At 67.2% G+C, this 16811-nt stretch carries 12 protein-coding genes and 1 tRNA gene; 6 read left to right on the plus strand and 7 right to left on the minus strand.

Going from position 1 to position 16811, the window contains the following annotated elements:
- Positions 1-12: 12 nt before the first annotated feature.
- Complete coding sequence (locus tag OV287_RS05610; RefSeq protein WP_267532942.1) at positions 13-1023, plus strand: NADP-dependent oxidoreductase; 1011 nt, start codon at positions 13-15, stop codon at positions 1021-1023.
- Positions 1024-1079: 56 nt separating this feature from the next.
- On the opposite strand, the gene OV287_RS05615 is transcribed toward OV287_RS05610, so the two are convergent.
- Together OV287_RS05615 and OV287_RS05620 are read right to left on the minus strand one after the other, a co-directional pair.
- On the minus strand, positions 1080-3632 hold the full coding sequence (locus OV287_RS05615) for a VIT domain-containing protein (RefSeq protein WP_267532943.1): 2553 nt from the start codon (positions 3630-3632) through the stop codon (positions 1080-1082).
- Between the two features lie 4 nt (positions 3633-3636).
- Entirely contained in the window at positions 3637-4155 is a 519-nt protein-coding gene (locus OV287_RS05620) for a helix-turn-helix domain-containing protein (protein ID WP_267532944.1), read from the minus strand.
- 139 nt (positions 4156-4294) lie between these two features.
- Here OV287_RS05620 and OV287_RS05625 point away from each other — a divergent pair, with 139 nt between their 5' ends.
- A complete protein-coding gene (locus OV287_RS05625; protein WP_267532945.1) occupies positions 4295-4792 on the plus strand; it encodes a DUF2721 domain-containing protein in 498 nt (165 codons plus the stop codon).
- 86 nt (positions 4793-4878) lie between these two features.
- On the opposite strand, the gene OV287_RS05630 is transcribed toward OV287_RS05625, so the two are convergent.
- From OV287_RS05630 to OV287_RS05640, 3 genes are all read right to left on the minus strand, one after another.
- On the minus strand, positions 4879-5658 hold the full coding sequence (locus OV287_RS05630; RefSeq protein ID WP_267532946.1) for a slipin family protein: 780 nt from the start codon (positions 5656-5658) through the stop codon (positions 4879-4881).
- On the minus strand, positions 5655-6995 hold the full coding sequence (locus tag OV287_RS05635; RefSeq protein WP_267532947.1) for an NfeD family protein: 1341 nt from the start codon (positions 6993-6995) through the stop codon (positions 5655-5657). Before OV287_RS05635 ends, OV287_RS05630 begins: the two co-directional genes overlap by 4 nt.
- A 284-nt stretch (positions 6996-7279) precedes the next feature.
- Positions 7280-8596, minus strand: a complete 1317-nt coding sequence (locus OV287_RS05640; RefSeq protein WP_267532948.1) for a glycosyltransferase — start codon at positions 8594-8596, stop codon at positions 7280-7282.
- 755 nt (positions 8597-9351) lie between these two features.
- On the opposite strand from OV287_RS05640, the gene OV287_RS05645 reads away from it, so the two are divergent.
- From OV287_RS05645 to queC, 3 genes are all read left to right on the plus strand, one after another.
- On the plus strand, positions 9352-11142 hold the full coding sequence (locus OV287_RS05645) for an amidohydrolase (protein WP_267532949.1): 1791 nt from the start codon (positions 9352-9354) through the stop codon (positions 11140-11142).
- A gap of 733 nt (positions 11143-11875) precedes the next feature.
- Positions 11876-13372, plus strand: a complete 1497-nt coding sequence (locus OV287_RS05650; RefSeq protein WP_267532950.1) for a DNA sulfur modification protein DndB — start codon at positions 11876-11878, stop codon at positions 13370-13372.
- A 92-nt stretch (positions 13373-13464) separates the two neighbouring features.
- Entirely contained in the window at positions 13465-14199 is a 735-nt protein-coding gene (gene queC / locus OV287_RS05655) for a 7-cyano-7-deazaguanine synthase QueC (protein ID WP_267532951.1), read from the plus strand.
- A 148-nt stretch (positions 14200-14347) separates the two neighbouring features.
- On the opposite strand, the gene nhaR is transcribed toward queC, so the two are convergent.
- Entirely contained in the window at positions 14348-15244 is an 897-nt protein-coding gene (gene nhaR / locus OV287_RS05660; protein ID WP_267532952.1) for a transcriptional activator NhaR, read from the minus strand.
- A 193-nt stretch (positions 15245-15437) separates the two neighbouring features.
- Between nhaR and OV287_RS05665 the strand changes: the two genes are divergently transcribed.
- A tRNA-Phe gene (locus OV287_RS05665) sits at positions 15438-15510 on the plus strand.
- Between the two features lie 139 nt (positions 15511-15649).
- Here OV287_RS05665 and dbpB read toward each other — a convergent pair.
- Complete coding sequence (gene dbpB / locus OV287_RS05670; protein WP_267532953.1) at positions 15650-16807, minus strand: DGQHR domain-containing protein DpdB; 1158 nt, start codon at positions 16805-16807, stop codon at positions 15650-15652.
- Positions 16808-16811: the final 4 nt, after the last annotated feature.

Here is a 16811-nt window from a genome sequence, read left to right on the forward strand (position 1 = left end):
ATTACGGGCCTCATGACCGCCACCAATCATCAGTTCCGCCTCGCCGCCCGTCCCGTTGGTCTGCCCAAGCGTGAAGACTGGTCCTACACCGAAGAGCCCGTGCGTGAGCCGGGCGAGGGAGAGCTGCTGGTCAAGGTGCTCTACCTCTCGTTGGACCCGGCCATGCGCGGCTGGATGAACGAGGGCAAGTCCTATATCCCGCCCGTGGGCATCGGTGAGGTGATGCGCGCCGCGGCCGTGGGCCGGGTCATCGCCAGCAAGCACCCCGGGTTCGCGGTGGGGGACCAGGTCTCTGGCATCTTCGGCGTGCAGGAGTACGCCCTCTCCAATGGCAAGGGCGTCACCAAGGTGGACACGCGCGCCGCTCCGCTGCCTGTCTACCTCGGCGTGCTCGGCATCACCGGCCTGACGGCCTATTTCGGGCTGCTCGATATCGGCAAGCCGCAGCCGGGCAACACCGTGCTTGTCTCGGGCGCGGCCGGTGCAGTGGGCACGGTGGTGGGGCAGATCGCGAAGCTCAAGGGCTGCCGCGTCGTGGGCATCGCGGGTGGTGCCGACAAGTGCCGGTACATCGTCGAGGAGCTCGGCTTCGACGCCGCCATCGACTACAAGTCCGAGGACGTCAGGAAGGCGCTGCGCACGCACTGCCCCAACGGCATCGACGTCTACTTCGACAACGTCGGCGGCGACATCCTCGATGCGGCGCTCACCCAGATTTCGCGCGGTGCACGCATCGTCATCTGCGGGGCCATCTCCCAGTACAACAACACGACTCCGGTGAAGGGCCCGTCCAACTACCTGTCGCTGCTCGTCAACCGCGCGAGCATGACGGGCATGGTGGTGTTCGACTACGCCGCGCGCTATGGCGAGGCCGTGCGTGAGATGGCTGGCTGGATGGCCGAGGGCAAGCTCAAGTCTCGCGAGGACATCGTCGAGGGACTGGAGACGTTCCCTGACACCCTGCTCAAGCTCTTCAAGGGCGAGAACACGGGCAAGCTCGTGCTCAAGGTGGCCGGGGAGTAACGGCGGGCGCCGGAGCACACAGAAGGTGCCCCGGCGCTATGGGACGGGGGCCCGGCTCAGCGCGTCGCGAGCGTGTCGACGTGCTGGCGCAGGGCCACCTCGTTCTCCAACCGAGCGCTGAGCCCAGCGATGGGCTGGGCGGCCTGGGCGATGCGCCCGCGGGTGCGAGGACCCGCGGCCACGAGCCAGGCCACACCGAGGGCGAGCTCGGCCACCTCGGGAGCGCCGCTGAGCTGCGGGATGAGCGCGAGCAGCGCCTCCACGGCCTTCTTCACCTGCGCGCCGTGCAGGGCGTGGCTGCTGGTGATGCCCTGGCGCAGCAGCTCCAGCAGGGCGAGCGCGGTGGCGCGGGCCTGACGCACGGGCTCGTCGCCCGTTCCCGTGCCCGCCCACAGGCCGCTGGCGAGCTGCTTCTCGAGCAGGCCCACTCCACCGTCGGCGGCGGGCTCCGGCTCCATGGGCATCTCTGCCCTGGACAGCATGTCGCGCGACTCGGCGAGCTCCTCCGCCTCGTAGCTCATGGAGTCCATGACGGGCCCCGCATCCGCGGGCGCCGGAGCCTTGTCCTTGAACAGGCCACCGAGGAAACCACCCTTCTTCTTCGCGGCCTCCCTGGCGGGAGCCGGAGCGGGCGGTGCGAACGACGCGGCCGGTGAAGGCGCGGGCCGGGCGGCCATGACCCTGGGCGGCGGAGGCGGTGCTCCCCCGGGGGCACCCCCGATGGACGCCTTCTGGAGCGCCATGCGGCGCCGCGGCATTCCGCCCGAGGCGGGGGCGCCGCCCTCTGCCTCCTCTTGCTTCGCGGTGCCGAACATGGCCCAGCCAGCGGGGGCGTGGACGGGGACGACGCGGGTCTCGGGCTGGCTCGAGGCGCGGCGCTCACCGGTGCGCTCCTCCACCACGACAAAGGAGGTGTAGGGCGTGACGATGCCGTGCGCGAGCGCCAGTTGGACGATGCGCTCCTTGAGGGCCTGGGCACGCCGGCCCACCAGCGCCGCGTCCTGCCAGGCGCGGATGCGCTCGGCGGCCCACAACTTCTCCACCGCGGGGCGGTCGCTCTGGGCGGGAAAGCTCACGGGGATGGAGAGGGAGAAGGTCTCCGCCCCGGACTTGCCCTTGAGCAGCACCTTGCCGCTGCCGGGCGTGGTGTAGCGGCCGAAGAGGCTCCACGGAGTGCCGTCCACGAGCTGCGGGGGCTCGGCGGGGGCCAGGTCCGAGGCCTCCACGCCCTCGAAGCGCACCTCCACGCCAGTGACGCGAGGCGCGAGCGCGCGGGAGAACTGAGCTACCACCTTGTCGTCGATGCGCTCGCCGGGGTGGATGAACTCCACGGCACCGCCCGTCTGACGGGCCATGTCCTTGAGCAGCACGTCACTGACGTTGGTGCCGATGCCGAAGGAGTAGATGCGGGCCGTCTTGCGGGCCCCCATCACCGCGTTGAGGATTTCGGACTCGTTGCCCACCTGGCCATCGGTGAGCAGCACCACCACGCCGTCGGGCACGGCCTGCACCGCGGCCAGCATGGGCTGGAGCAGCTCGGTGCCACCGTCGGCACGCAGCGCGGCCACCCACTTGTCCGCCTGCTCCAGCGTCTTCTGGGTGAAGGTCGCCGGCTCCTTGGAGAAGAGCTGGAAGGAGTTGTCGAAGGCGATGATGTTGAAGCGGTCGCCCTCGCGCAGGTGGCGCAGGCACAGCCGGAGGGCGCCCTGGGCCTGGGGAAGGCTCTCGCCATCCATGGAGCCGGAGGTGTCCACCACGAACACCACCTCCTGGCGCTTGGGGCCCGCGGCCATGCCCAGCAGGTCAGGCACAACGGTGAGGGCGAAGGTGCCCGGCTCCTCGCCCTTGCGGTGGGTGACGAGCGTGGTGAGCGGGGTGCTGGTGTCCGGGCTGCGGATGCTGAGGATGAGGTCGCGGTCCAACGCCACGTTGGGCTGGGAGAGCTTCACGCGGGTGCCGCTCTCGGCGCGCGACACGTCCAGCTTGTGAGAGGGGCTCTCCACCACCACCTCACGGCCGAGCGAGACGAGCAGCTCCAGGGTGAGGCCGTAGCGAGCGTCGCCCACGGGCGGGGTGATGCGGTCCGCGTCGGGAACGCGGTTGGTAGGGTTGGCCACGCCATGAGCGGAGCGGTCGCCGGTGGGAGTACCGGGGATGTAGCGGGGGGCGACGAGGGTAGGCAGGGCCCAGCGCACACAGCCTTCTTCCACCTGGATGGCCTGGAGGAACTCGACCTCGACGAGGGTCTCCTCGTTGGGCAGGAGGTTGCCCACCTGAGCGGTGAAGACGTTGGGGCGCTCCTGGTCGAGCAGGGCGGCGCCGTGGCCGGCAGTCACCGCGTCGTCATAGGCGCGGAAGGCCTCCTCGCGCTCCTTGAGGACGCCCTGAACGCGGCGGCCAGCACACTCCATGGAGAAGGCGGTGAGGGTGGCGTCGGAGGGGAGGGGGAAGACGTAGACGGCCTCAATGGGCTTGGACTCGGTGTTGCGGTAGCGCTGGCGAACGCGAACCCGAGCGTGACCGCCGAGTAGTTCACCGGTGACGTCCACGCCCTGAAGGGGAACCTGAGCGCCGCTCTGCGTGTACAGACCTGCCTTCTCGATCTCCATGGCTCTACCTTTCCTGGGACTCCTGGATGAGGGCGCGCACGCGTTCTGCGAGCGCCCGGGTCTTCGCGTCCGCCGTGTCAGCGAGGTGCAGCTCCAGCCCCAGCGCCAGCTCCCACCGCTGCCAGCTTGTCACTCCAGCGGAGGAGGGTGCAGGGGCCTCGGCCTTCACCGGCCCGGCGGGGGACGGCGAGGCGGGGGCCGGTTCAGCCTGTTCGGCAGCGGGGGCCGCTACCGAGGGGGGAACCTGGGTGGGGTCCGCCTCGGAGAGCGCCTTCAGCTCGTCGGGGCTCAGCCGCAGGAGCTCCACCTGGATGGCATCGAGCGGGAGGAACCTCGCTTGTAGGACCCGGATGGCCTTGAGGCGCACCAGGTGCTCTTCACCATAGACGGTGTCCGGCCCCTTGAAGGGCGGAGCGGGCAGGAGCCCGCGCTGGACGTAGTAGCGCACGGTGCGCGGGGACACGCCCGCCGCTTCCGCCAGCTCCGTCAGCTTCCACTCCTTGCGTGTGTTCGTCGTGCTCACGGGACTGACAGTAAGACTCGACAGTGGTGGTGTCAAGTTGTCACTGGTGAATTGTCACTGTCATGAAGACAGTGGCGGGATGTAGGAGAGCAGGCGACCGAGCTTGCGCAGGCTGGGAGCGGGTGTGACAGAGGGGGGTATGGACGCGACAGGCGGCATGGACATCTCCTCCATCCGGGTCATTGGAGCGGCGGTGACGCCGGCGGTGATGGTGTCCGCGTGCGGCATCCTGGCCACGGGGTTGGACAACCAGATCGCGCGGATGACGGCGCGCACGCGGGACATGCTGAAGGAGTGGCGCTCGCTGCCGGAGGACAACCCGCGACGCGAGGTGCTGCGCTTGGAAGTGGCCATCCTGGACCGGCGGCACCTGTTGCTGGCGCGTGCGCTGGGGATGGCCTACGGGGCGCTCATCTCGTTCGTGGTGACGTCGCTGCTGTACCTGTCGCAGCGGCGCTTCGGGGTGTCGGACGTGCTGCCGGTGTTGTCCTTCTCGGTGGGTGTGGTGCTGCTGGGAGCCCTCGCGGTGTTCGCGCTGGCGTCGCTGCGGCTGGGGCGCGATGCGCTCGAGCTGGAGAAGCGCGAGATGTTCGGAATCGTCGTGCAGCCCGGGCCTGGTGGCGAGCGGCACAAGTGAGTACCTGGCTCGTCACGAAGCCAGCCAGCGAGCCCGCCCTCCCGAGGTGGCGGAGCGAGGCACGACACGACGGGCACGGAGGGACCTCAGCCGGTGATGTCAGCGGGTGACTTCAGCTGGATGCCGAGCGCTCGTATCAGGTCCAAGGGGATGGGGATGATGGTCTGGTTGCCACCGCCGGTGATCTCCACGAGGGTCTGCAGGTAGCGGAGCTGAAGGGTGATGGGGTTGCGGTTGAGCACCTCGGCGGCGAGGGAGAGCTTCTCGGCGGCCTGGTGCTCGCCCTCGGCGGCGATGATTTTGGCGCGGCGCTCGCGCTCGGCCTCGGCCTGGCGGGCGATGGCGCGCTGCATCTCCACGGGCAGGTCAATGTGCTTCACCTCCACGTTGGAGACCTTGATGCCCCAGGGGTCGGTGTGGGCATCGAGCACCTTCTGGATTTCGCGGTTGATGCGGTCGCGCTCGGAGAGGAGCTGGTCCAGCTCCACCTGGCCGAGGATGGCGCGCAAGGTGGTCTGTGCGAGCTGGCTGGTGGCGTAGAGGTAGTCCTCCACCTGGAGCACGGCCTTGTCGGCGTGGATGACGCGGAAGTAGACGACGGCGTTCACCTTCACGCTGACGTTGTCCTTGGTGATGACGTCCTGCGGGGGCACGTCGCGGGCGACGGTGCGCAGGTCGATGATGACGATGCGCTCGACGAAGGGGATGATCCACCGGAAGCCGGCGCGCTTGAGGCCCACGAAGCGGCCGAGCCGGAAGACGACGCCGTTCTCGTACTCGTTGACGATGCGCACGCCGGAGAGGAAGGCGAGCACGAGGAAGCCCAGGGGGACGAGCAGCCCGAGGGCTCCGAAGAAATCGTTCATGACTTCACCTCATCGACGAACAGGGTGAGTCCCTCCACGCGGCGCACCACCACGCGGGTGCCTGCGGGAAGGGGAGAAGAGGAGAGGGCGGCCCAGCGCTCGCCATGGACGAACACCTCGCCGCCGGAGGGTGAGACGGTGTCGAGCACCTGGCCCATTTCGCCGACGAGGCCCGCATCACCGGCGAGCTGGGGCTTGCGTCGAGTCTCTGCGGCGCGGAAGGCGAGGTAGACGGCAGCCCCGGCGACGAAGACGGCGGTAGGCAACATCGTGCGCAGGGGAACCTGCAAGGGGCTGTCGAGGAACCAACCCGGATCGAAGCGGTCCACGAGGAACACGCCACCGAGCACGAGCAGTCCCAGGCCAGCGGTGCCGAGCAGTCCACTGGTGACGAAGAGCTCGGCGACGAGCAGGGCAACCCCGAGCAGCAGGAGGACGATGGCACCGGTGCGCACGGGCAAGGCGGAGGAGGCGAGCAGGGCGAGCACGAGGCACACCACACCGACAACACCAGGGGCGAAGAGACCGGGGTGGGTGAGCTCGATGGCGATGCCGAGGCCGGCGATGAGGAAGAGGATGTAGACGACGGCCGGTTGGGCGAGGGCGTGGAGGAAGCGCTGGGAGAAGGAGGGCCGCAGGTCCACCACCTGGGCGTTGGCGGTGCGCAGCGTGACGGGCGTGTCGCCGACGGTGACGGAGCGACCATTGGCCCACTCGAGGAAGGACTCCTGCGTGGGGGCGACGTGTTCGATGACGTGGAGCGCGAGGGCCTTCTCGGCGGGGACGCTCTCGCTGTTGCGGACGGCGCTGATGGCCCACTCGACGTTGCGGCCGCGTTGCTTGGCGATGGCCTCGACGAAGGCGACGGCGTCGTTCTCTATCTTGCGGGCCATCTCCTTGCCGCCGGCCTCCTCGGGGTCCTGGCCGGAGAGACCGACAACGGGGTGAGCGGCGCCGATGTTGGTCCCGGGCGCCATGGCCGCGAGGTGGGAGGCGAGGGTGATGAAGACGCCAGCACTACCGGCCCGTGCGCCGGAGGGGCCGACCCATACGAGGACGGGGATGCGGGCCCCGAGGAAGGCGCGGACGATGTTGCGGGTGGACTCGAGCTCTCCGCCGGGAGTGTCGAGCCGGATGAGGAGTGCCTGATGACCGGCCTCTTGGGCGCGGCGGACACAATCGACGAGGAAGGCACTGGAGCCGGCATCGACGGTGCCATCGAGGACACAGCGGGAGACGACGGCGGGGGCGGGAGAATCCGCACGACTGGTTGCCTGTCCGAGCAGCAACAGGCCCAGCACGAGCACCCCGAAGACCGAACGCCCGAACCCACCCATCACGCCTCCAACTCCCTCTGCCATCAAACCCAGTCACCAACCCTCACCACCAACCCTCACCACCAACCCCCGCCAACAACCCCCGCCAACAACCCCCGCCAACAACCCCTCTCCCCCCGGGAGAGGGACGGGGTGAGGGTATCCGTCCCCGTGCTCCAATCCGTGAATCAGCCCGGACCACGTATCTACTGCGCCCCGCCGTGTCGCCCAGCCCCCGAGGGCATCCGTCGAACGGCGCACGTCCCAGGGCGGCTGGGGTTTCCTGAACTACACAGATGACCTGCTCAGTGCCCCACGTCGCCCGCGAGCCGGCTCTCCGCTTCGTTTTCGAGCTGGAGAGACGCGGTGGGAGCCGAGGCGGCCCGTTCTACGGCGAGCGCCTCCAGCAGGAGGAGCTCATCGAGGAGGAGGCGAGGCATGAGGAAGTGCTGGCGGACGCGCTCGCGGCCGCTCGCGCCGAGTGTCCGAGCGGTCTGCGGGTGGCGCAGGAGGTGGAGCAGGGCGTCGGCGCACTCCTCGACGCTGTCCACGAGGATGCCGCCGATGCCGGGGGGAATCTGCATGGGGATGCCGCCGACGCGCCCGGCGACGACGGGGGTGCCCTTCCAGAGGGCCTCGGAGACGACGAGCCCGAAGCCCTCGCGCAGGGACTTCTGGATGATGACATCGGAGAGGGACTGGAAGGCATTGACCTCGACGTTGCCCACGCCGACGAGGTTGGTGAAGACGTGGATGAGGTGGTCGTCGGTGGTCTCGGCGCGGACCTTCTCGTAGATGTCCCAGGCCTCGGGGTCGTCGAGGGCCATGGAGCTGACGAGGGCGAGCTGGAGGTGGGGGATGTGTTGGCGCACGAGCCGGTAGGCGGCGACGACGCCGAGGGGGTCCTTCCACTTGTCGAAGCGGCTGACCTGGGTGACGAGGGGGCGGCTGAGGCGGACGCCGATCCACTCGAGGATGTGGCGGGCGAGCTCCTTCGGGAGGGTGAGGTTCTTGGGGCTGAGGGGATCGATGGCAGGCGGGAGGATGGCGACGCGGCGGATGGGGAAGCGTGGGGGGATGAAGCTCTCGAGGGTGAAGACGGCGGCGTCGTAGGCGCCGAGGTAGGGCGTGAGGAACTCCCAGATGGCGGGATTGGGGTGGGAGGTATCGATGTGGCAGCGCCAGATCCACCGGGAGCTGCGGTGGTGGACGAGCCCGGCGATGGCGGCGGGCTGGGGGTCGTGGACGACGACGAAGTCGTAGCCCTCGGCGAGGTGGGGGGCGTTGAGCTGGGCGTTGCCGAGATAGAGGGCCTTCTCGGTCTCGGAGAGCTCGCCGGGAGCGCCCTGCAGTCCGTTGTGGAGACGCTTGGTGATCTGAAAGAAGGCGTCGTCGCCGCGGATGATCTTCCACTCGGCCTCCAGACCGAGGTCCCTGAGGAGGGGGACGCAGGCGCGGAGGATCTCCGAGACGCCGCCGCCGTAGGAGGTGGCGTTGACGTGGAGGATGCGGGCGCCGCGCAGACGTTGGGCGACGCGGACGAGCTCATCGAGCTGCTCATCGGGAGCGACGCCGCGGTACGCATCGAGGGACCTGTCACCAATGTCGACGACGTCGAGCATGGGACCTCCAGGCCGCAAGGGATGCGGCACCGAGGAAAGGTGACGATGGCGGCGAGGGGAGGCGGAAGGGAGCAGGCTGGCGGGCGGAGCGGGGGGCGATGGGGGGAGCGCTCCTTGGGGCGCGTGCATCCGATGGAGGACGGAGCGAAGGGGGGCGCGTTGCGGCGTGGAGAGGGGCTCCCTACGGTGGGAGGGGAATGCCTTCAGGAGGACGCATGCGCCGTGCCCTGCTCATCACGATAGGAGTGGTCGTTTCCTTGCTGGCCTGCCGGACGACGCAGCCACCGGGAACGGAGAACGCGCCGCCGATCCAGGATCCAGCCCAGAAGGAAGGAGGGCAACTGGTGCCCGCGGAGCCACCGGGGCCAGCGGAGCCGCTCCCGGTTCCGGATGCGGGAATGCCCCCGTAGTCCTCTCTGGAGACTGACCGACTCCTCCCTCGCCCACCGGGAGAGGGGTCGGGGGTGAGGGTATCGAGCGCCCCAGGTTGAGCCTGCGTGAACCCCTGTGCCGCTGTGAGCGGGCCAGGGGGACGTGCGCGGCTATGCCTCCAGAACGGCTTTACGCATAGACAGTATCGAGTGGGCGCGCGATGCCGATGCGCAGATGCCTCACCAAGTCATCCTTCGCCATGGCGGAACCTCCTCCTTAATCACGAAGGTACGTACTGCACCTGGAGAGCAGGCAGGAAGCTCCAGCGAGGCCCCACGGCGGCCGTGACAGGAGCGAGCGGCTGGCGCACAGTGTCGCCGCTGATGCAGGGACGTTCATCCCAACACATTGCAGGAACGAGAGCCCGAGGTGCGGTGCTGCTGGCCCTGATGGGGGCACTGGTGCTGGCGCTGGGGGAGGGGTGCGCCCGGAGGGCGCCCGAGGGAGCGCGAGTGGAGACGACAGTCTACGTGGCACGCCGGATCCGGACGCTGGACGAGCGGAAGCCGGAGGCGGAGGCGCTGGCGGTGCGTCGGGGCCGGCTGGTGGCGGTGGGGACGAAGGCCGAGGTGCTGAAGGCGGCGGGCGAGGGGGCGCGGGTCGTCGATTACGGCGACGCGGTGGTGGTGCCTGGGCTGGTGGACGCGCACGCGCACATTGCGGGGCTGGGCAGGAGCCTGACGGTGGCGAGGCTGGAGGGGGCGAGCTCGGTGGACGAGGTGGTGCGGCGCCTGGCGGAGGCGCCATCGACGAGCTTCCAGGGGGACTGGCTGATTGGGAAGGGATGGGACCAGAACGGGTGGCCGGGCAAGGAGTTCCCCGGGCGGGGCGAGCTGGACGCGCGCTTCCCTCGGACGCCGGTGTACCTGACGCGGGTGGACCACCACGCGGCCTGGGTGAACGGGGAGGCGCTGAAGCGGGCGGGGATTTCGCGCGAGACGCCGGACCCGGCAGGAGGGCGGATCCTCCGGGATGCGAAGGGGGAGCCGACGGGGGTGCTGGTGGACAACGCGATGGACCTGGTGGCGCAAGTGGTGCCGCCACCGACGGACGAGCAGCTAGAGGCGAGACTGTCGGCGGCGCTGGAGCGCTGCGCGCAGGTAGGGCTAACGGGGGTGCACGACGCGGGGATGGACCTGAGGACGTTCCGCAAGCTGCAGGCGTGGGACATGGCGGGGCGGCTGCCGGTGCGGGTGTACGCGATGGCGGACGGGCAGGGGGAGGACCGGCACACGTACCTGGAGCTGGGGACGTACGGGGGGCGGATGCTGGAGATGAAGGCGGTGAAGTTCCTGTTGGACGGGGCGCTGGGCTCGCGAGGGGCGGCGTTGCACGAGTCCTACAGTGACGAGCCGGGGGAGACGGGGCTGCTGCTGATGGAGCCGGAGGAGCTCTCGAGGAGGACGTGGGCCTTCATGGAGCGGGGCTTCCAGGTGTGCATCCACGCGATTGGAGACCGGGCGAACACGCTGGTGGTGGACACGCTGATCCGAGCGTCGGCGGGGACGGGGACGAGGCCGCTGCGGCACCGGGTGGAGCACGCGCAGATATTGAGGCCCGAGGACATCCGGAAGCTGGGAGAGGCGGGGCTGGTGGCGAGCGTGCAGCCGACGCACGCGACGAGCGACATGGGGTGGGCGGAGGCGAGGCTGGGGGCGGAGCGGCTGAAGGGCGCGTACGCGTGGAAGAGCCTGAAGGAGGCGGGGGCGGTGCTGGCGCTGGGGAGTGACTTCCCGATCGAGAACCCGGACGTACTGTCAGGGCTGTACGCCGCGAGGACGCGTCAGGATGCGTCGGGGAAGCCGGAGGGCGGGTGGCAGCCGCAGGAGCGTCTGTCAGGACAAGAATCGCTGGAGGGCTTCACGGTAGGGCCGGCGTGGGCGTCGTTCGCGGAGGAGCGGCGGGGGAGGCTGATAGAGGGGATGGACGCGGACTTCACAGTGCTCTCGGTGGACCCGGTGTCGGACGAGGCAAAGTCACTGGTGGACGCGAAGGTGGTGGCCACGGTGGTGGGCGGCCGCGAAGTCCACCGTGCCCCTGACAAAGCCCTTCCTGGTCGTGGATTCGATGCTCGCCCTCCCGGCGGACAGTCGGTCGAGCCCAGAACACATTGAAATCACAAGACATTTCCTTGAATACGTAATCGGAGCCCAGGAAAACGTCCAATCAGACGTTGTTCGGCTTGACGCTTTCGCCTGAAATGGGTATTTCTTCGCCGTCTTCACCACCTAGATGGACGTGGATGAAGGCTCTGCCCACGCAGAAGTACAAACCGGTAGTTGACGGTGGATACTGGAGTACGTAGTATCGCATGTGTTTTGAACGTCCATATGGGCGTTCAGAGCACGGATAAAAACGTAGATGATTCTTATCGGGGCGTTGAACCGATAAAAAAGGCGGGTACTCGGCCAGGAGTCCCGCCTTCAGTACGACGCAGCCCCACTGGGGGAGGCCGAGTCTCTATGCACGACGATCATGGGGGGTGACCCCCGGGTTGTCAATGCTCGCTCCTTTGGCTGCCTGGACGGAAGGGTCACGTTCACGCGCGTGGACCCGGACTGAACGAGGAAAGGAGGGAGCTGAAGATGAACACATACATCTGCTGCTATTGCGGTCAGCCGATCATCTTCCGCTGGTCGCACAAGATCGGTCGGGTCATCCCGATCCACATCCAGGGTCGCTGCACTCAGTTCTAGCTGAGTGATGGGCGGCCCTGATGGGTGACCGCGCGCCGCCAGCCCTGGTGGTGGCGCGCCGGTCCGTGCTTCGCGTCCGACTTCAATCCTCGGTTCCACGTCTGCGTTTCGTGGACGGGTTTCCCCCCATTTTCCCAAGCGAGGTTTCAACATGAGGCAGACAGTTTTCGTGGAGAAGTCCGTCGGCAAGACTGTGCTCGTGGGCACGTTTTCGGCGGCCGAAGTGGTGTCGATGCTGCTGAGCGGCCACCTGGGAGTCAACCCTGAGGCACAGCGCTCGTTGTCCAAGGGCGCCTCCAAGGAGACCACCAAGGAACTCCTCCAGGACGAGCGCGTCCACCGTACGCCGCGGATGGAACGGTTCGTGGACTTCCTCAGGACGGTGATCCGCTACCTGGATCAGGGGTACTCCTCCCACGGGTTCCTGGGCGCCATCCAGTTGGTGATTCCCGAGGAGTTCCAGGGGGCCCAGGTGCGCTTCATCGAGGCGGACACGGGAAACCTACCCGGAGGCCTCTCGATTGCCCTGGCTTCCTTGGGCAAGCACACCCGGATCGCTACCCTGGAGATGAACCCTAGCCTTGATGAGATTGCCATGGCCGTGGGTGATGGTCAGGGCCGGTGCTTCGGCTTGTACTCGCTGCGCAAGACCGCCCAAGACATGCTGACCAAGGCCCGCCGCGAGCAGAAGAAGATCTCGCCCGGAAGTCCCGAAGCGGAAACCCTTCGAGTGAAGATCGAGGAGTGCGAGGGCTACCTCAACAAGGTGAGCGAGTTCCTCTCGAATACCGCCATCCCGTTCGTCATCTATGCCAAGGAGATCAAAGCGAACGGTTCGATCGTCGGACTCGACCTCACGGCCCAGAAGCGACTCTACATCGAGGGCAACGCCCTGAACTCGCAGGCGTCCAAGGAGGAGCAGGTCAAGTTCGAGTCGTTCTCGCCGGTCACCCTGTCTCTCCAAGAAGACCGCATTGAGGACGAGAATCGCTGGATGAGTTCCGATTTCATCGAGGAGGACTCGAAGTCGGTGTCGAAGAGCAGCATCAAGCTGTTCACGCTCTCCGCACTCGTCCAGGCCTACAGCCTCTCCATGCTCGGCCGGAACGATGGGATCAAGGATATCAGCGAGGAGGCTTTCCAGGATGTCTCGTACCAGAAGGAATTCGTGAAGGCGTTCTGGAAGCGGGTCTCGAACGTCTTGAATGACCTGTGGATCCCCGAAGTCAAATCGTCCGGAGACCGCCTGAAGTACCTCAACGAGCGCAGGGAAGAGCAGAACGTGGCGTTCCAGGCTGTTTTCCTCCAGGCGCTTGGCAAAGTGGGCTACACCCTTGGGGAGAAGGCGCTCTGGGCGCCAGAGTCTCCCCTGCTGAGCGTCGTGGATCAGCTCAAGAACATTGAGTTGCGCGCGAAGGTGGGCGATCCCTCCACCTGCTCCAATCCGAACGGACAGGTCAACAAGCACGAGGGGTGCTGCTACACCGCCGGATGGGTCCAGAGCATGATGGTCGCCAAGCATGACGGAGGGGAGTTCGCGGGCTACACCTTCAACAACACCCGTGACACCATCGAGCGGACCTACCAGCACCTGCTCACTCTTTTCGGGCTCTCCGGCGCTCCTTCCAAGGACTCTGCGGCGGCCTAGACGCCTGGGGGGAGTCCGGCACTGACGCGACTCTCCCCCGGAGCCTGGCCCTGCATTCCACAGCACTTTCGACGGCTCTCCAGCGTGCCGATATGACACTCCCACTTCCGACGAACACCCCCGCCTCTTCGTCCGCCCTGGTCCTCTTCTCCGGTGGACAGGACTCCACGACCTGCCTTGCCTGGGCCCTCGAGCATTTCGACCGGGTCGAGACGATCAGCTTCGACTATGGCCAGCGTCACGTGGTCGAGCTCGAATGCCGCACCCGTGTCGTGGCGGCGCTTCGGGCCCAATTTCCCAAGTGGGCGGCGAAGCTGGGCAACGATCACATGATCGACCTGAAGGTGCTCGGGCAGATCAGTGACACGGCCCTGACGCAGGCGAAGACGATTCAACTGAACAAGGACAAGCTGCCCAACACCTTCGTGCCCGGGCGGAACCTGATGTTCCTCACCTTCGCCGCCGCCGTGGCCTACCGGCGTGACCTCAAGGTGCTCGTCGGCGGGATGTGTGAGACGGACTACTCCGGCTACCCGGACTGCCGGGATGACACCCTCAAGGCCTTGCAGGTGGCGCTCAATCTCGGGATGGACCAGCGCTTCGTCATCGAGACACCGCTCATGTGGATCGACAAGGCCAGGACGTGGAAGCTCGCCGAGTCCCTCGGTGAGCAGCGACTGGTGGAATTGATCCGAACGGAGACCCACACCTGCTACCTGGGGGCGCGTGACGTGCTCCACGACTGGGGCTACGGGTGCGGCAAGTGCCCTGCGTGCGAACTCCGCGCCCGGGGATGGGCTGCCTACCGCTCCGCACGGAAGGACTGAGCTCCCGGACCTGGCTCCAGGAGCTCTGCTCCCCCTAGGAGCCTGTCGGAATACCTCGGCTACCCACTACATGAGGGGTAGTGCGACTCAAACACACCGCTATGGTTGGTATGTAGGAGTCGTTTTTCGGCGATTCTCCGACAAGCTCCTAGCCGAACAACCGTGAGCGAGCGGTCTCCGCGATGGCGACGACAGCCGGATGGCGGAGCCGCCGCTCGACGGAGATGGCGTAGAAGCATGTCTCGATGTCATCAGTGCGGCCGATGACGGAGACGTTGAACTGGCGGGAGACCTCGGCCTCGATGACGGAGGGAGCGGGGAAGACGCCATGGCCGCGCTGGCCGAAGGCCATCAGGAGAGCGCTGTCGTCGAATTCGCCGACGACGAGGGGGTGGACGCCCTGTCTGCCGAACCACATGTCGAGCGAGCGACGGTCGGAGGAGGACTCAGAGGGCAGGAGGATGGGGGCGGCGTCGAGGGAGCGGGGGAAGCCCTTGGAGAGGGAGGCCAGCTTGGGAGCGGCGAAGAAGGAGACGCCGCACTTGCCGAGTAGGTGATTGAAGGCACGGATGCTGGCGGGCTCGGCGGAGGGGGCGTCGGCGAGGACGGCGTCGAGCTCGTGGAGGGCGAGGGAGGCGAGGAGCTGGGGGAGGGGACCTTCGCGGCAGGTGATGCGGATGTCGGGGGAGACGTCGAAGGCGGGCTGGAGGAGGCGCTCGGCGACGAGCTTGGGGATGACATCGGTGACGCCGACGGAGAAGCGGAGCTGCTGGCCGGAGGGGAGGCCGTTGACGACGTTCTTGAGCTCGTTGCCGAGGCGGAAGATGTCCTCGGCGTAGCGCAGGACGGTGCGGCCGACATCGGTGAGGACGAGGCGGCGGCCCTGGCGCTCGAAGAGCTTGTGGCCGAGCGACTCCTCGAGGAGCTTGAGCTGGGCGCTGATGGTGGGTTGGGCGAGGTGGAGCTCCTGGCTGGCCTTGGCGATGGAGCCGGCGCGGGCGACGGTCCAGAAGTAGAGGAGGTGGTGGTAGTTGAGCCAGCTCACGCGAGGGGTCTCCGGGAGAAGGCCAGGGATTTAACGAAAACGCACAGGCGGTGCGTGAGAGGACGGAGGGCGGGAGGCCGGGCGTGCGAGCGGGGGAGGGGAAGGAGAGGAAGTGGAGGGGAGTTGAAGAACCAGCTTGACGCGAGGGCCGAGTCCCCGTAAATCGCCGGTACTTCGAGCGGTTGAGCAGAACGCCCAGGTAGCTCAGTTGGTAGAGCAGGGGACTGAAAATCCCCGTGTCGGTGGTTCGATTCCGCCCCTGGGCACTTCCTACAGAATTCCGCAGTACACCGAGGCCGATACGCACCCCGTATCGGCCTTTCGTGTTTTCAGCGCCTAGCGAGCTCCGCGGTGAGGCTGCGGCACGGGGCCGTGTTCATTCACGGCCCCTTGGGGAGTGGCTCCTCAGCGTCGTGCGGCGCGCCCGGTCTTCTCGGACTTGGGAGGCACCCGGTTCCACACCAGGTTCTTGTATTGAGCGATGAGGTGGTTGGCGAGCAGCTCGATGTCCTTGGACGTGTTCTGCAGCTCGTTCCACTTGCGCTGCTGCCCGCCCCCGAAGTCCCAGTGACCGGCGGTCCACCGGCAGAGCTCCTTGAGCGGCTGGAGATCGGCCTCGTAGTGCATGACGGTGGGGATATGCGTGTCATGTAGCCGATCGCTGATGGTGTCCATGATGAAGCCCATGCTGACGATGCCCGCGCCGTGCATGAGCCGCGACTTCCTGGGCGCCAGTCCCCAGGCTGCCTTGAAGACCCGGGCGACCGCCATCCAGTAGTTGCGCAGCAGTTCCAGCATGGGCTCGACATCGCCCTCCAGGGTTCCCGGCTGCCTGAACTTATAGAGCGCGCCATCGCTCAAGCTGTTCTCAAGCATCTTGAGGATGGAGTTGTCCTTGATGACCCCCGTCGGATTGGTCGCGGTCTGGATCATCCCTCGCAGAGGCGAGCTGAGGTCCAGGTTGAGCCGCTCTAGGATCTGGGCCGGGAGCCGGCGCCGGTTGAGGAGTGACGGTAGCTGGGCGGTCGTCTTGGGGAGCAGTTCGTAGATGAGCCCCTTGGGCAGGGGCTTGGTCGAGTTGACGAGGATGAACTGCTCCGTCTGCTGGCTGACGTCGTTGGTGATGAACGCCGTCACGCAGATGGGGAAGCTCTCGATGGAGGCCTCGCGGATGGCTGCCAGGCGCTGTTGGCCGTCCACGATGAAGCCTGGCTTGCGCTCGTCGGCGAGGTTCTCCTCCATGGGGATGGTGATGAAGCCCGGACGCGCATAGTCCGTGGTCAAGGTGCCCTTGGCCGCCTCGAAGCGTACGCGCGAATCGAAGGCCAGGACGATGGCGTTGGGCACCATCGGCGAGGGGCTCTCGAGGTAGTTGCGGATCTCATCGATGTGCGAGAGCACCTCGGGCCGCTGATAGCCATGCAGGCCACCATCCTCATGACGGTTCACGCGCGAGATGGTGGCGAAGCGATGGACCAGCTTTCCATCCACCGCGAAGGAGTACAGCTTCCGTCCGGGGGACTGGTGCACTTCCACGGCGGGAAGCTTCAGTTCTTTCGACATGTTT

Source organism: Archangium lansingense (assembly GCF_026626635.1).
GTDB classification, from domain to species: Bacteria; Myxococcota; Myxococcia; order Myxococcales; family Myxococcaceae; genus Archangium; species Archangium lansingense.

Coding starts and splice junctions, on each gene's coding strand:
- queC (WP_267532951.1), top strand. CDS start 13,465: ATGACACTCCCACTTCCGACGAACACCCCCGCCTCTTCGTCCGCCCTG.
- OV287_RS05625 (WP_267532945.1), top strand. CDS start 4,295: ATGGACGCGACAGGCGGCATGGACATCTCCTCCATCCGGGTCATTGGA.
- OV287_RS05635 (WP_267532947.1), bottom strand. CDS start 6,995: ATGGGTGGGTTCGGGCGTTCGGTCTTCGGGGTGCTCGTGCTGGGCCTG.
- dbpB (WP_267532953.1), bottom strand. CDS start 16,807: ATGTCGAAAGAACTGAAGCTTCCCGCCGTGGAAGTGCACCAGTCCCCC.
- OV287_RS05610 (WP_267532942.1), top strand. CDS start 13: ATGACCGCCACCAATCATCAGTTCCGCCTCGCCGCCCGTCCCGTTGGT.
- OV287_RS05650 (WP_267532950.1), top strand. CDS start 11,876: ATGAGGCAGACAGTTTTCGTGGAGAAGTCCGTCGGCAAGACTGTGCTC.
- OV287_RS05615 (WP_267532943.1), bottom strand. CDS start 3,632: ATGGAGATCGAGAAGGCAGGTCTGTACACGCAGAGCGGCGCTCAGGTT.
- OV287_RS05630 (WP_267532946.1), bottom strand. CDS start 5,658: ATGAACGATTTCTTCGGAGCCCTCGGGCTGCTCGTCCCCCTGGGCTTC.
- OV287_RS05645 (WP_267532949.1), top strand. CDS start 9,352: ATGCAGGGACGTTCATCCCAACACATTGCAGGAACGAGAGCCCGAGGT.
- OV287_RS05640 (WP_267532948.1), bottom strand. CDS start 8,596: ATGCTCGACGTCGTCGACATTGGTGACAGGTCCCTCGATGCGTACCGC.